Below are 13,372 nucleotides of genomic sequence, written 5' to 3'. Positions count from 1 at the left end.
TGATAAAAATGGATATATTAATCACCACGATCATCGATAGTTTAATTGTCATCGGTCTTACCGCTGGCATTCTTTTTTTTGATATTCTCATACGAAAAAGTCTTAAGATGGACCTTTCAGGAGCCGCTCCAGATCTTACAATTGCCGCATTAGCAATTCAAATATCTGTTATAGCAGCACTTCTGATATCCGATGTCACACCCGACATTGCAGCCGATTCGATCATTCTTGTCTTTTTTGCTTTCCTTTGGGTAATGACAATGTGGCAAAGCTCAAAAAGAAGAACAATGAATCACAATCTTTCGTTCATAATTGGTTCAGTAGCATTTGCAGTCTCGGCATCCCATCTTATGAACCTTTATGACCCTATCATATTCAGTGTGGTCGTAGCAATTGCAACCGTTCTGGGATATGTGGCAGCAGCCATTACAAGGAACCTCTACAACGAAAAAATAGTACGTAGATTTGAAGAAATGATGGGAAAGATCACCTCATACGACCTTATCGAAGCTTCATCAAAACACAGTACCAGAGATGTCGATGATCCTCTTTCAGCTGCTGTTGACAGTATAAGATATGCAATTCGGAACAATGATGAGGACATCTTCAAAAAAGGATTATACAAGATAACCGTTACAGCAAAGAATCTCATGACAGGTGGCAGGGACACTACTGCCATTGCAAAACATATGAATTCCCATTTGCTCGAGATGGGCTTTATTGCGACCTCAAGAAACGAAACCGCGACAATATGTGTTGTTCGTTCGATCGGTGTTATCGGAAAGGCCGCTTCAAATCACGGAAGCCAGGATGGAGCTGTGCGATCATTAGGATCATTGACGTCCCTTTTCGATGTTGTAAAAAGAACAGCTTCAACACAGCTAAACCAACAATTTGTAAGCTCGATAGGGGATATTACAGAAGCTACTGCCGGATCTAGACAGGAAGAAGCGGTCGAAAAAGGGTTGTTGCTGCTCAAAGATATTGGCAACAATGCAACCTTTGCACAGGACACTTCAACCATGATAACCGTAATAAAACAGTTGCTGGAACTGGCGAGAATATCAACAAGATATGAGCGTGCAAATTACAGTCGTCTTATAGTTCTCACAATGCGGGATATCGGTATTCGTTTTATTCAAGAAAAAACTCAGGAAGGACAAGACGGTTTCAAAAAATTAGTGGGTTCTTTGCGTAGCATGGGAAAGTTCTTCGACCCTAAAGATGCACTGGAAGTCATCCGGACAATGCAGGACATTGGTGTGATAGCTGCACGTGATTATCGTGAAGAGGAATTGTTACATGTCATTCATGAACTGAACGATGTGGGCCTTGCTGCTCTTAAAAATGACTCTGAGGAACTGATGCAACAGACCGTTGTTTCAATGAAGGATATCTGTATTGCTGCAATGCGTTCAGAACTTGAGGGACCTGTAAAGGCCATTGCGAAACTTTTTTCCAAAATGGGAAAACAAGGACATTTTGCCGTTATTGTCTAGGATGCTGTCATGGATATAGGTGAACATCGCACTCATGACGATACATTCTACATCCTTTTTTTGCGAACATATGAAGGTACAGGGGAGTGAACTTTCTAAACAGAAGAGTATATGTATAATGCATTGCAAATATTTCTAATCCAAAGTGAAGTTGTTACTAATATATTTCTGTATTTATATGTAATATCTTCAAAAAGGAGAAAGCTGCATGAAAAAAATGATCACGTTGATACTAGTGTTTGTGATAGCAGTATTGAGTTCCGGATGTATGGATTCCGGAACCATGAGCAAATACGACATTTACATTCAATTGTACGACAATGATGTAGAAGAATATAATCCTGTTATAAATGAACTTATTGAAAAACAGGAAAACTACACTGCTGCATATGAGGCTAACATTAATACATCTGATAAGGACACGAAAGAAAATGAACTCGATGAAGCATTGGATCAATTGATAACTGCAGAGAATAATTACAGATCCGCTGCAAACAATATATATAGGCATCTTAACGAGTTTGAGTCCTTTGTAATATCCAATGAAGATACGCTTGAACGCAAAGGTGTTGACACAGTTCAGCTTAAAGTGGATATTCAAGATTGGAAAGAAGAGATCCGATACAACCTCAACCAGTTCCAGTTGAATTTGTGAAAATGTTAGCCATCATTATGGATGGATGGTAATTCTTTACAGGTTAACCAGATCCAAAGATCGTACTGTATTTTAATAGAAGGTCACTCTGGACATGCTCCACGTGGGAGATTCAGGACAGTTTGCCGTTATTGTCCAGGATGCTTTCATTGATATGGGTGAGCCTCAAACCCATGATGATAAATTCTACATCCTTTTTTTGCGAACCTATGAAGATACAGGGGAATGAATTTTTTAAATATCGAAAGATATATTAGTATGTTCCAACTAGTTTTGACAAGTAATCCAATATGGAGCTATAAACATGATAAAAAGCCCTTTAGCAGTTGATAACACCTACAAAATACGAGATAATCAATTATGGTACAACGACTTCAATTTTTTCGAAATGGTGAAGAATAAAGCAGCTATCGACGTGAATATCGAGGGTCTTGGCATTCGCACTCTTACACACTCTGCAATTGGAAAGGATGAGCGACCCACATGCTCCTATAAACTTCCCTCCCGTGAAGACTGAAAATGGTGGGAAGCACATCGTGGTGAGTTTGTTAAACTGGAGTTACTGAGTGTTGAAGAAAAAAGTTGAGGCTGCAAAAAATACTCCTTCTAACCAAAGGAAAAGAGACCTATCCACTTTTACCTCTATTGACTCCTGTTTGTTGTAGCACATAAATGAAGATGTGCTCGACAGACACTTGACACAATTCTTCCAAAAAAACATTGCTTAAAATTGTCCACAACTTCATAATCTTTGATACTGGAATGAAGAAAATATTTATTCAAATAAATCTATCATTGCATTCAAATAAGCTCTTTTTCAAATTAATTATTGCAAATCTACTATCTATCGCTATGGACACAACATATATGTATTGTAATTGTATTGTAATTCATACTAAAATTCAATCATGTAGGTGTTGTAATGGAACTAAATGGAGTAGAGATCGAAGATACATTTGCAGAGGCATTCCCAATCAAAATTTCACGAATACTGATCACAGCCGCAACAAAGCGCTGGGCAACTGTTGCAGCACAGGAAGCGACAGGATTCGGAACATCAGTCATTGGATGTCCTGCTGAAGCCGGTATTGAGAAGTACGCGGATGCAAGTGAGACACCAGATGGCAGACCAGGTGTTTACATACAGTTATGCACCTTCGGATTCAAGTCACTTGAAGGACAGCTTTTAGAGCGTGTCGGTCAGTGTATACTCACAGCACCAACAACCGCAGTGTTCAACGGCCTTCCAGATGCAGAGAAGCAGTTCGATACCGGACGCAAGCTCAAATACTTCGCAGATGGAACAGAGTCTGAAACAGAGGTTGGCGGTCGCAAGATGCACGTTATCCCAATGATGGAGGGTGACTTCCTTGTAGAGGACACACTCGGTGCAGTAACTGCTATTGCAGGTGGTAACTTCTTCATCTTCGGTGACACACAGATGACAACACTTACCGCAGCAGAGAACGCAGTCGATGCAATCGGAGCTGTTGATGGTACCATCACACCATTCCCAGGCGGAATCGTTGCAAGCGGTTCAAAGGCAGGCGCAAACAAGTACAAGTTCCTCAAAGCAACTGCAAACGAGAAGTTCTGCCCAAGCATCAAGGACAAGGTAGAAGGCTCAGAGATCCCTGCAGACGTTAACTGCGTCTATGAGATCGTTATCAATGGTCTTGACTTCGAATCCATTGCAAAAGCAACCGAGATGGGAATCAGAGCAGCTGTCGCTGTTCCTGGCATCAAGAAGATCACCGCAGGAAACTACGGCGGAAGTCTCGGGCCACACAAGTTCAACCTTCATGACCTTTTCTAAGGTCAACCATTTTTTATTTTCTTTTTTTAGGTCCTCGTTTGTCCATAATTCCCGTTCATAACGCTTTATAATATCTACTCTTACTGATATCAGGCTGTTAGTATGCAAGAATATCTACGCTCCACAGAGATGATCGACTGGGAACCCCCCCAAATTCAAAAGCTTGCAAAAAAGCTTGCATTGGGATCGGATGATCCTGTTGAGATCACAAAAAGGTGTTTTGAATGGGTAAGGGATAGTATCTATCACAGTCATGATCATTGTTTGAACCCTATCACCCTGAAAGCTTCCGATGTCCTGGAAGCAGGAACCGGTTATTGTTATGCTAAGAGTCACCTTCTGGCAGCTTTGCTCAGGGCAAATGGCATTCCCGCTGGATTATGCTATCAACGTCTTAGCAGGGATGAGAATGGAGAACCATTTTGCCTCCATGGCCTGAATGCTGTCTATCTGCCAAACATCGGTTGGTACCGTATAGATGCCAAGGGAAACAAAAAAAGTGTGAATGCACAATATGCTCCACCTGAAGAGATACTTGCCTATGAGATAAAAGTAGAAGGTGAAGCCGACCTGCCGGAGATATGGGCAGACCCACTACCTGTTATAGTCGATCTCCTGACAGTATATGACAGCTATGAAGATGTCTGGGAAAATCTGCCGGATATTCCATTGATAGAGCAGACAAAAAAATGAAGATAAATTAAAAAAAACAAAAAACGGTTGGATAGATCGAAAAATGATCTATCCTTAGACCTTTTACAAACCTATCACTGACAGACCTGCACTGATTATATCTCTTGGATCGAGACCTGTTATCTGTACCATCACATAGACACCAAGGAAGGTCCCTATGGTGCTTCCGACATTAGCAAGTGCGGCTACAAAGACAACTCTGAAGAAATTGTTCTTCTGAAGCTCTTTGAAGCTATCGAGTTTTACCATTTCCTTCAGATCAGCGGTAGTTGGACTCCTTTGTTTAGCTTCCATAAGACCTGCAAACCATCCGGCAGCCATCATTGGATTCAGGGAGGTCAACCATGCCACAAGAAATGCAGTAATAACTGAGTATGGATGACCTTTTGCAAGAGCAGCCCCTGTCGCACTGAGAACGCCGTTGATAATGAACCACCAGCCAAATGCCAAAAGCAAAAGCTCGATAGGTGTTCCTGACATGATGATCAAAATGAATGTTGCAAGGGCTATTCCCACTATTCCGATACCAATTATCTTCATGAAGCTGAACCGTTTTTGAGGCAATTCCGTCAGTGAAGAAATAGGAGGGAGGGACTTCGGGTTCTTAAGGTATCTTTCAACTCCCTGCTTGTGGCCTGCACCTAATACTGCTATTATCTTCTTGTTGCCACCATTGGCAAGTCTTAAAAGATTTCCTGCAATATAGGCATCCCTTTCATCAATGAGCACGGTAGCCGCATTCGGAGAAGCTTTGCGAAGCTCATTGATAAGACTCGTTACCATGTCCTGATCAGTAATATTATCAATATCGATATTCTTGGAACCGCCAATTCCCAGAGCTGAAGAAATAAGTGCAACTAGCATATTGAACTTTTCAAAGATGCTCATCTTGCTCCAGAAACGCTGCAAAGTAAGCTGTATATCACGGTCAACAAGCGCGACCTTGGCCCCATTGGCTTCTGCTACATCGATGGCAGTTATCATTTCAGCACCTGGCTGAACTCCCATCTCATTGCCGATCTTCTTCTGTACGTATGCCAAAAGCAGGTGCACCAGGAAGTAATAGACCTTTCCGCCACTCAGGATATCCTTTATGGGAAGGTCTGAATCTTTTACCTCCCCTTTAAGCGAATCATATCTGCCTTGGCAGAGCTCGACTGCCACAATATCCGGCTTTTCATTTTCAATAGCGCTTGTTACTTCATTGACGCTCTTCTCTGAAACATGGGCTGTACCCACGATTATTATTTCGGAAGGCTTTGCTTTGACAGGATCAACTCTTTCCGTTGAAACAAGGGAAGGTGTCTGTGAAAAAGTAGCACCTCCATTTCCGGAATAAGTTGAGCCTGAACCTATATCGTAATTATAACCAGAAGCAGCAGTACGGGAATCGGTCATCAACTGACTTTCCTTTAACTGTACTTCTTTATCTGTCGAACTTTCCATTGTTCACATCACTCGTTCAATAATGTCATAGTATGCATCAGATCGGTCCTGGAAAGAATACCTGCCACAGAACCATCTTCATCTATCACCAATACTCTGCCGATGTTGTTAAAACTCATCAGCTTGAAAGCATCGGAAGCAGTCGCTTCTAATGGAATCGTTACTACATTATGTGTCATTAGATCGGATACCAACACACTGTAACGTTCCAGAGGTATTACCCTGCGCACATCTGTAAACGTTATAATACCTTTTAAAGTATTATGTTCCATCACTGGATAGCCCATGTGTTTTTTTTCGAACATGAATTGTGTTAGTTCATCAATTGTCATGGAAGGTTCGACAGAAATAACCTCTTTTGACATAACATCCTTAACAGGTATTTTTTCAAGTGTGATCGTAACAGCTGTGGACCTGTCTTCTCCGGATGCACCCATGTAAACAAATATTGCAATAAATATAAGCCAGGGATTCCAGGGGCTCGAGACCAATCCCAGAAAACCGAGAAGTAAAGCAAACATCTTGCCTACAGATGCTGCTGTGTGAGTTGCCTTTATATAACTCATCTTTCTTGCAAACCATGCCCGAAGGATACGTCCTCCATCCATTGGAAATGCCGGTAGCAGATTGAATATACCAAGAACTATGTTGATAGAGCCGAGCATTTGTATGATCCTGAAAACAACATTATCTCCAAATGTAACGAACGTATCAGCCAGAACAAAATTGAGCAGGAGCAGTGATGTACCTATAATGAAACTTACAAGAGGACCTGCAAACGCCATTTTTGCTTCCTGAGAAGGATCCCTTGGGATCTCTTCCATTGAAGAGACACCACCTATCAGGAACAAAGTGATATCTGTTATCTTAACACCATATTTTTGTGCCAGATAGGAATGCCCCAACTCATGAAGGACCACACATACGAAAAGAAGAAGTGTTGTCACAAATGCAAGCAAGTATCCTAGCGATACCGGTTGAATATCACTAAAGCCAAAAGGTGCAGGATTGGACGCAAATATAAATGCAAAAACTGGCAGCACCAATAGGAATGTGATGTGGATTTTGATAGGAATACCAATAATAGTCCCAATTTTGAAAGAATTTTGCATGACTAAATTCTCATCTTTATGATATTTAGTACTATCTGGTTGTTTCATCGATTTCTATAATACTATTTCTGTTGATGTTTACCATTGAATTGTCTAAATTTGCCTTACAGAACACTTTCACCCCGCTTGGCTCAACTGTATATATGCTCAGATCATATTTAGTATCAGACACGGACCCGTTGATACACGTCTTTACAAGTTTCAAGGCTAGGTATCATCGGTTCATCCCCTCTCCGTGAAAAAATGAAAAACGATATTGAAAAACGATTATTTCAAATTTTTTTACTTAACCGCTTTTGCAAGGTCCTTCAAAAATAGTTCTATCGTTTCATTTTTGATGTGAGGCATTATAACGATCCTAAGAGCACGGGGGTCACGTGTAATAGATACATGCCATCCATGTTCATCAAGCAATTTTTTTCTCACAAGATCAGCTTCAGGAACATCCAATGCAACAATATTCAAAACCGGATCGATAACAGTACCTATACCTAATTTGTCTGCACCTTCGACCAATTTTTTTGTGACAGACATACAATCTGAAACAACTTTTTTGTAACCTTTTCTTCCAAGATGTTTCATGACAGCATAAGTTGAAGCCACTGCTCCACCACTTCGAGTTCCTGTTAGTGAATATTGTTTATTGACGCTTAAATAAGGTGTGTGTATCTCAAGACATTCAAAATATTCAGGTTCTTTGAACAAAAGGCCACCTGAAGGAATTGTGCTAAGAGCCATTTTATGAGGATCTATTGTCATTGAAGTTACGCCTTCAAGTTTAAAATCATAGGAATAATCAAGATCCATAAAAGGAATTACAAAACCACCAAATGCTGCATCAACGTGCAAAAAAATATTTTTTTCAATAGCTAGCTCTGATAATTCATCGATGGGATCAAGTTGGCCAAATTCTGTAGTACCTGCAATACCAACAAGACCAATTGTGTTTTCATCAATAAGTGATCTTACAGAATCCAAATCAACTTTAAGCAAATTATCAAGAGAAGCTTTCCTAATTTCGATCCCTGAAAGATTTGCAACTTTATCGAATGAAAAATGAGCTGATCGTGCTATTATAATGTTAGGCTTTGGTATATCATGCCGAAAATTTTTCATTGATCTTATTGCTTGTATATTAGATTCGGTTCCTCCGGTTGTAAGATAGCCAGCTTTTTCAGGACAATTTTTGTGATGTAACATTTTTCCAAACATAACAAGAACTTGTCTTTCAAGATCGAATGTACCAGGGAAAAGACCTGGATCTCCCATATTTGACTCTATGAATTGTGTATGTGCTAAAACTGCAATTTCATGTGGATAAGTACACATTGAACTTAGAACACGCTCATAATTTGTATCAGCTGCTTTGGCTTTTTTAAGAAATGCTAATATTTCTTCTTTTGTTTTGCCGTTTTCTTCCATGAATTCTCAAGCTAATTACATACAACCTGTTTAAAATGATTGTGTTTAAATTATCTGAAAATAGAGATAAATATAGTTAAATCATAGATGAAATTCTTAAAAATAAATTTTATCAGTTTGCTGTCATAAATATTTTGATACTATTAAACTTATGCTAAACAAAATAAAGAACACAAAAAAGTATTAAATTAAATTATGGAACAATATTTTTGGGAATACTTATGTGCTTATATTTTAATGTTTAATTTTTACAGAATTTAGCTGAATTTAAACTTGAGGAACTCTAGGGGTCACCCCATTGTTTCGACTGGAACATTTCAGTCAATTTTGGAAATTTTGTTCTTAACTACTGGAAAGGTTTATTAACTATTAATTATATCTTTACAACACCTTCTTTTTTTAGTATTATAAAAAATATATCTCTTATTTTTTTTCTGCACTCCAGTTGAAACCATGGGGTCACTGTCCTTTATATAGTTTCCAAGGGAAACAAAGGGGTGTATTTCCAAAAGAACTCTTTTTAATGTTTTTTGTTATAAAGTAATTTTTGGGACTAATTCGAAAATAATTCGCTTGACTTTTGTTTTAGCTTTATATATACATTTTTATAAAATGTTCCAGCCGAAACGAAGGGGTTCTAACCATAAATGTTAATAAGGTACACTTCCATTGCATCAACTGGAAATAATAATGTTCACAAATTTTGGATTTAAAATTTTAAAAGTAATTAATAATGTTCTGCAAAATGGTGTATAAAAATGAATGATTTAATATTCTACTATCATAAAAAAAATCTTTTTTTTTAACTATTTTTCTGCATTATTAATATGATTAGTCTGATTTTGAGTTCATTAAAAATTTTAAGATGTAAACGTATATATTGTCTTCGAAAATTTTTGTTTACAGTAACTGATTAAAATGTATATACATGAAAAATTTTGCTGTCACTGAATAATTGTATTGTTTATTATAATCTTGCCGTTAGAATAAATGTTGTTTCATAATCATTATTAATAAGTCTAAACTTATTGGAAGGTTCAAAATATGGAGAATAAATCATTAGGTGGATTATTTGAAGATTTATTACAGAGTGAATCACTATTTAAAAACAAGGAAGTTTTGAGACCTTCTTACACACCTGCTTCACTACCTCACAGAACCGAACAGGTAAACAATCTTGCTACTATCCTTGTTTCTGCACTTAGGGGAGATACTCCATCAAATATTTTGATTTACGGGAAAACAGGTACAGGTAAAACAGCTGTTGCACGATATGTTGGTATCGAACTAGAGAGGAAAAGTGAAGATCTGGATGTTCCATGTTCTGTACTCTATCTTAATTGTGAGGTTATCGATACACAATATAGGTTATTGGCAAATCTTGCTAAGCAGTTTGGTGAAGATATTCCAATGACAGGATGGCCTACCGATCAAGTATTTTCAAAATTCAAAGAAGCGATCGATTCTAAAAAGCAGGTTATAATGATCATTCTGGATGAGATCGATAAACTTGTGAAAAAGGGAGATGATGTTCTTTACAATCTTTCTCGTATAAACACTGATCTTAAAAATGCAAAGCTCAGTATGATAGGTATATCAAATGACCTCAAATTTACAGATTTTCTTGATCCAAGGGTAAAAAGTTCACTTGGAGAAGAAGAGATCATTTTCCCGCCATACGATGCTGAACAGATAAGTGATATCCTAAGGCAAAGAGCAGCTATTGCTTACAAAGATGATGTTCTTGATGAAATGGTCATTCCTTTGTGTTCTGCTTTTGCAGCACAGGAACATGGTGATGCAAGACGTGCACTGGATCTTCTAAGAGTTGCAGGTGAGCTTGCTGAACGTGAGAATCAGGATCATGTAGCAGAAGAGAATGTCAGGAGAGCTCAGGAAAAGATCGAGATCGATCGTGTCGTTGAAGTGGTCAGGACACTTCCGACACAATCAAAATTGTCACTTTATAGTGTAATGGTCCTAAGGGATAACGGACACAGAAATGTTACTACAGGAGAGGTCTACAACGTTTATCGTCAGTTATGTTTAAGTGTGGATATGGATATCCTGACACAAAGAAGGGTCACTGATCTTATATCTGAACTGGATATGCTTGGTATTCTCAATGCAGTCGTAGTCAGTAAAGGACGTTATGGAAGGACAAAGGAAATAGTATTGAGTGTTCCTATCGAAAGTACCAGGCGTGTTCTTCTGGAAGATTACAGGTTAGGAATGCTTGCAGACTTCAAACCGGTAATAACAGCACAGATGCATCTGTGATGCATCAATTTTTAATTTGTTGTAAAAAAAGTGAAAAATGTAAGGATATTTAGGATATGAGCAGTCTCAGATGACCCAGATATGGTATTCTAAACTGTGCTGTTCCTATTATCCATTCTTCTTTAATAGGTTTATTTTCGCTTATAGAACCTTGCTGATCAAAATAGATGTTCGTTCTTATATTGTCACCTTTTGTGATATAACCACTGTGAGGAGCAGCAGGACCGTTAATCCACATAGGTTCTCCCTCTTCTACATAGTACATAGCCCGATGTATGATAGGTGTAACTCCTTCCTGACCATAAGGACGGTATAGAATAACATCACCCTGCATTTTAAATGAAATATGTTCTGTAGAAGTATCCTGATTGGTTATTATCTGTGTCCGATCAATACTTTTTATGAAAATAATGTCACCGATCTGCATATGTGGTTCCATGCTGCCGGATTCTACCGCAACCATAGGTGTCCACATTCCAAATACGATCTGTGAGATCACTGCAAAAGCCAGTACAGCCAGAAGCACAGATGCGAGATCTCTTGTAATAGAGATCCAGAAATTCTCACTTGTTCTAAATGTGTGAAATGATTCTTGTAAGGTCATATTGATCCAAAAGAAGAAAGTATCTGATTGGTTAAAAGAATATTGTATTTAGCCCTTATCTATTATCTTTGTACGCAGCATTTTTATTTGTAGGAATGCTTTTGTTACCACGACTCAAATTTTGCTCAGTATATTCGTAATTTCGTCAACTTCGATCTGAGTTTTATTTTCAGTTCTATTATTTAAGTTCAGGCCATATTATGAAAGATATCAAGGTTCAGGAAGTCTTTTTGGAAGCAGGTTATCAGATAAGCCCTAGGGCTGTGGAAATGATCGCTTTACATAGTGCACCAAATGACCTTATTTCCTACATACTCGAAAATATCGATGAATCCCTTTTTGTCATTGAAGCTGAACATATTGATATTGAAAGTTTTGAAAAAGAATATCTGGACCTGCCAAAGGAATGTCTTGATGAGGTACCGTGTTCCAATGATACTTCAATATCTCAAGTATCCTTAGTTCCTTCGGCCCAATCTTCTGCACGGTCTTCAATATCTTCAACACCTTCTCCAACATCATCTTCAGTCACTTTACGAGATGAAAGATGTTTTAGTGATTCCAACGGGCAGATGAACAATATCAATATCATGTCTGACATTACAGATATGTCAACCTGTGTTGGTGAGTACATGGAATTTGTCCAGTATTTCAGGAACCGTTACACTAAATTGAGTAATATCATACGTGGAAGGGTCACTGCCCGACCTATTGAAAGCCTTAACAAGAACCGGAAACAAAGTAGCGGCATAAGGCGTGGAGGCGGTGGGGATTATAATGAGGCATCTATCATAGGGATGGTCTCTGAGATGAGGACCACTGCCAATGGTCACAAAATGCTACAATTGGAAGACCCCACAGGTTCATTTCCGGTGCTGGTGCATCAGGCGGAAAAGGACTTGTTCGAGGAAGCAAGCAAACTTATTTTGGATGAGGTTATCGGTATAACTGGTTCAATGACCAATGATGGTAGTCTTCTTATCGCTAAAAAGTTGGTATTTCCAGACCTTCCCAATATTCCAAATAGGAGAGAAGGTACCTGGGGCAAAGCGATCTTCACATCAGATATCCATGTAGGCAGCTCTACTTTTCTTGAAGAAGAGTGGTGTGGGTTTCTTGATTTTCTTAACGGCAAGACCGATAATGAGCAGCTGAAAAAGATATCAGAAGAAATACGTTTTCTTGTGGTTGCAGGCGATCTTGTTGATGGCATTGGTATATTTCCGGGACAGGAACATGAGCTTGATATACTTGATGTTTATGACCAATATAGAAAAGCTGCTGAGTATTTCGATTAGGTACCTGAACATATAAAGATAATTATTTCTCCCGGTAACCACGATGCCGTCAGGCAAGCAGAACCCCAACCACGTTTTCCAGAACGTATCACTTCCCTTTTCTCTGATAGGATAACGTTTGTGGGAAATCCTGCACTTGTAGATCTTGATGGTGTTAAGGTGCTTATGTATCATGGACGTTCGATAGATGATCTAGTAGCATCTGTTCCGGGAGTTTCATACCAAGAGCCTGAAAAAGCTATGGCGGAAATGGTAAAACGAAGACATCTTTCACCAATATATGGGAGCAGGGTTTCCATTGCACCGGAAAAACAGGATCACTTCGTAATTGACCCGGTACCCGACATACTACATTGTGGTCATGTACATACTGTTGGTATTGGTAATTATAAGAGTGTACTTCTTATAAATTCAGGCACATGGCAGTCTCAAACAGAGTTCCAGAAAAGGGTTAATTTAATGCCTACTCCTGCAAAAGTTCCGGTAGTGGATCTATCTACTCTCAGAACAACACTCCTTCAGTTCTAATGATTTTATCACAATGTAT

13 protein-coding genes are annotated in these 13,372 nt (G+C 38.8%); 9 read left to right on the top strand and 4 right to left on the bottom strand.

The features are described from left to right. The first annotated feature begins 8 nt into the window (after positions 1–8). The 6 genes from PBV53_RS03935 to PBV53_RS03910 all read left to right on the top strand — a co-directional run bounded on the left by PBV53_RS03935 (position 9) and on the right by PBV53_RS03910 (position 4,663). Positions 9–1,499, top strand: coding sequence for a hypothetical protein (locus tag PBV53_RS03935; RefSeq protein WP_270095880.1), 1,491 nt, complete (start codon positions 9–11; stop codon positions 1,497–1,499). Positions 1,500–1,707: 208 nt separating this feature from the next. Continuing rightward, positions 1,708–2,154, top strand: a complete 447-nt coding sequence (locus PBV53_RS03930) for a hypothetical protein (protein ID WP_270095879.1) — start codon at positions 1,708–1,710, stop codon at positions 2,152–2,154. A 94-nt stretch (positions 2,155–2,248) separates the two neighbouring features. Continuing rightward, positions 2,249–2,383 (top strand): hypothetical protein, encoded by a 135-nt coding sequence (locus tag PBV53_RS03925; protein ID WP_270095878.1) that lies wholly within the window; start codon positions 2,249–2,251, stop codon positions 2,381–2,383. A 75-nt stretch (positions 2,384–2,458) separates the two neighbouring features. Then, on the top strand, positions 2,459–2,671 hold the full coding sequence (locus tag PBV53_RS03920) for a hypothetical protein (protein WP_270095877.1): 213 nt from the start codon (positions 2,459–2,461) through the stop codon (positions 2,669–2,671). Between the two features lie 405 nt (positions 2,672–3,076). Then, positions 3,077–3,970 (top strand): formylmethanofuran--tetrahydromethanopterin N-formyltransferase, encoded by an 894-nt coding sequence (fhcD, locus tag PBV53_RS03915; protein WP_270095876.1) that lies wholly within the window; start codon positions 3,077–3,079, stop codon positions 3,968–3,970. Positions 3,971–4,072: 102 nt separating this feature from the next. Next, positions 4,073–4,663 carry a transglutaminase-like domain-containing protein gene (locus tag PBV53_RS03910; RefSeq protein ID WP_270095875.1) on the top strand — a complete coding sequence of 197 codons (591 nt, stop codon included), beginning with the start codon at positions 4,073–4,075 and terminating at the stop codon, positions 4,661–4,663. A gap of 63 nt (positions 4,664–4,726) precedes the next feature. Here PBV53_RS03910 and PBV53_RS03905 read toward each other — a convergent pair whose 3' ends face one another. The 3 genes from PBV53_RS03905 to mfnA form a co-directional block, all read right to left on the bottom strand. Beyond that, positions 4,727–6,109: a TraB/GumN family protein gene (locus PBV53_RS03905; RefSeq protein WP_270095874.1), complete on the bottom strand. Its 1,383-nt coding sequence runs from the start codon at positions 6,107–6,109 to the stop codon at positions 4,727–4,729. Between the two features lie 8 nt (positions 6,110–6,117). Continuing rightward, positions 6,118–7,221, bottom strand: a complete 1,104-nt coding sequence (locus tag PBV53_RS03900; protein ID WP_270095873.1) for a CBS domain-containing protein — start codon at positions 7,219–7,221, stop codon at positions 6,118–6,120. A gap of 282 nt (positions 7,222–7,503) precedes the next feature. Then, positions 7,504–8,643 carry a tyrosine decarboxylase MfnA gene (gene mfnA / locus PBV53_RS03895; protein ID WP_270095872.1) on the bottom strand — a complete coding sequence of 380 codons (1,140 nt, stop codon included), beginning with the start codon at positions 8,641–8,643 and terminating at the stop codon, positions 7,504–7,506. Positions 8,644–9,687: 1,044 nt separating this feature from the next. Between mfnA and PBV53_RS03890 the strand changes: the two genes are divergently transcribed. Beyond that, entirely contained in the window at positions 9,688–10,923 is a 1,236-nt protein-coding gene (locus PBV53_RS03890; RefSeq protein WP_270095871.1) for an ORC1-type DNA replication protein, read from the top strand. 49 nt (positions 10,924–10,972) lie between these two features. Here the strand turns inward: PBV53_RS03890 and PBV53_RS03885 are convergent, their stop codons facing one another. Next, on the bottom strand, positions 10,973–11,527 hold the full coding sequence (locus PBV53_RS03885; protein WP_270095870.1) for a signal peptidase I: 555 nt from the start codon (positions 11,525–11,527) through the stop codon (positions 10,973–10,975). 200 nt (positions 11,528–11,727) lie between these two features. Here PBV53_RS03885 and PBV53_RS03880 point away from each other — a divergent pair, with 200 nt between their 5' ends. Continuing rightward, positions 11,728–12,825: a hypothetical protein gene (locus tag PBV53_RS03880; RefSeq protein ID WP_309740364.1), complete on the top strand. Its 1,098-nt coding sequence runs from the start codon at positions 11,728–11,730 to the stop codon at positions 12,823–12,825. A 12-nt stretch (positions 12,826–12,837) separates the two neighbouring features. After that, complete coding sequence (locus tag PBV53_RS09590) at positions 12,838–13,353, top strand: metallophosphoesterase family protein (RefSeq protein WP_333482265.1); 516 nt, start codon at positions 12,838–12,840, stop codon at positions 13,351–13,353. Positions 13,354–13,372: the final 19 nt, after the last annotated feature.

The organism is Methanococcoides alaskense, from assembly GCF_027594145.1.
Classification (GTDB): Archaea; Halobacteriota; Methanosarcinia; order Methanosarcinales; family Methanosarcinaceae; genus Methanococcoides; species Methanococcoides alaskense.
The sequence above is the reverse complement of the archived record's forward strand: the minus strand, read 5'-3'. Positions and strand labels throughout refer to the sequence as shown.

Coding starts and splice junctions, on each gene's coding strand:
- PBV53_RS03935 (WP_270095880.1), top strand. CDS start 9: ATGGATATATTAATCACCACGATCATCGATAGTTTAATTGTCATCGGT.
- PBV53_RS03880 (WP_309740364.1), top strand. CDS start 11,728: ATGAAAGATATCAAGGTTCAGGAAGTCTTTTTGGAAGCAGGTTATCAG.
- PBV53_RS03905 (WP_270095874.1), bottom strand. CDS start 6,109: ATGGAAAGTTCGACAGATAAAGAAGTACAGTTAAAGGAAAGTCAGTTG.
- PBV53_RS03910 (WP_270095875.1), top strand. CDS start 4,073: ATGCAAGAATATCTACGCTCCACAGAGATGATCGACTGGGAACCCCCC.
- PBV53_RS03920 (WP_270095877.1), top strand. CDS start 2,459: ATGATAAAAAGCCCTTTAGCAGTTGATAACACCTACAAAATACGAGAT.
- fhcD (WP_270095876.1), top strand. CDS start 3,077: ATGGAACTAAATGGAGTAGAGATCGAAGATACATTTGCAGAGGCATTC.
- PBV53_RS03930 (WP_270095879.1), top strand. CDS start 1,708: ATGAAAAAAATGATCACGTTGATACTAGTGTTTGTGATAGCAGTATTG.
- PBV53_RS03885 (WP_270095870.1), bottom strand. CDS start 11,527: ATGACCTTACAAGAATCATTTCACACATTTAGAACAAGTGAGAATTTC.
- PBV53_RS03925 (WP_270095878.1), top strand. CDS start 2,249: ATGCTCCACGTGGGAGATTCAGGACAGTTTGCCGTTATTGTCCAGGAT.
- PBV53_RS03890 (WP_270095871.1), top strand. CDS start 9,688: ATGGAGAATAAATCATTAGGTGGATTATTTGAAGATTTATTACAGAGT.
- PBV53_RS03900 (WP_270095873.1), bottom strand. CDS start 7,221: ATGCAAAATTCTTTCAAAATTGGGACTATTATTGGTATTCCTATCAAA.
- mfnA (WP_270095872.1), bottom strand. CDS start 8,643: ATGGAAGAAAACGGCAAAACAAAAGAAGAAATATTAGCATTTCTTAAA.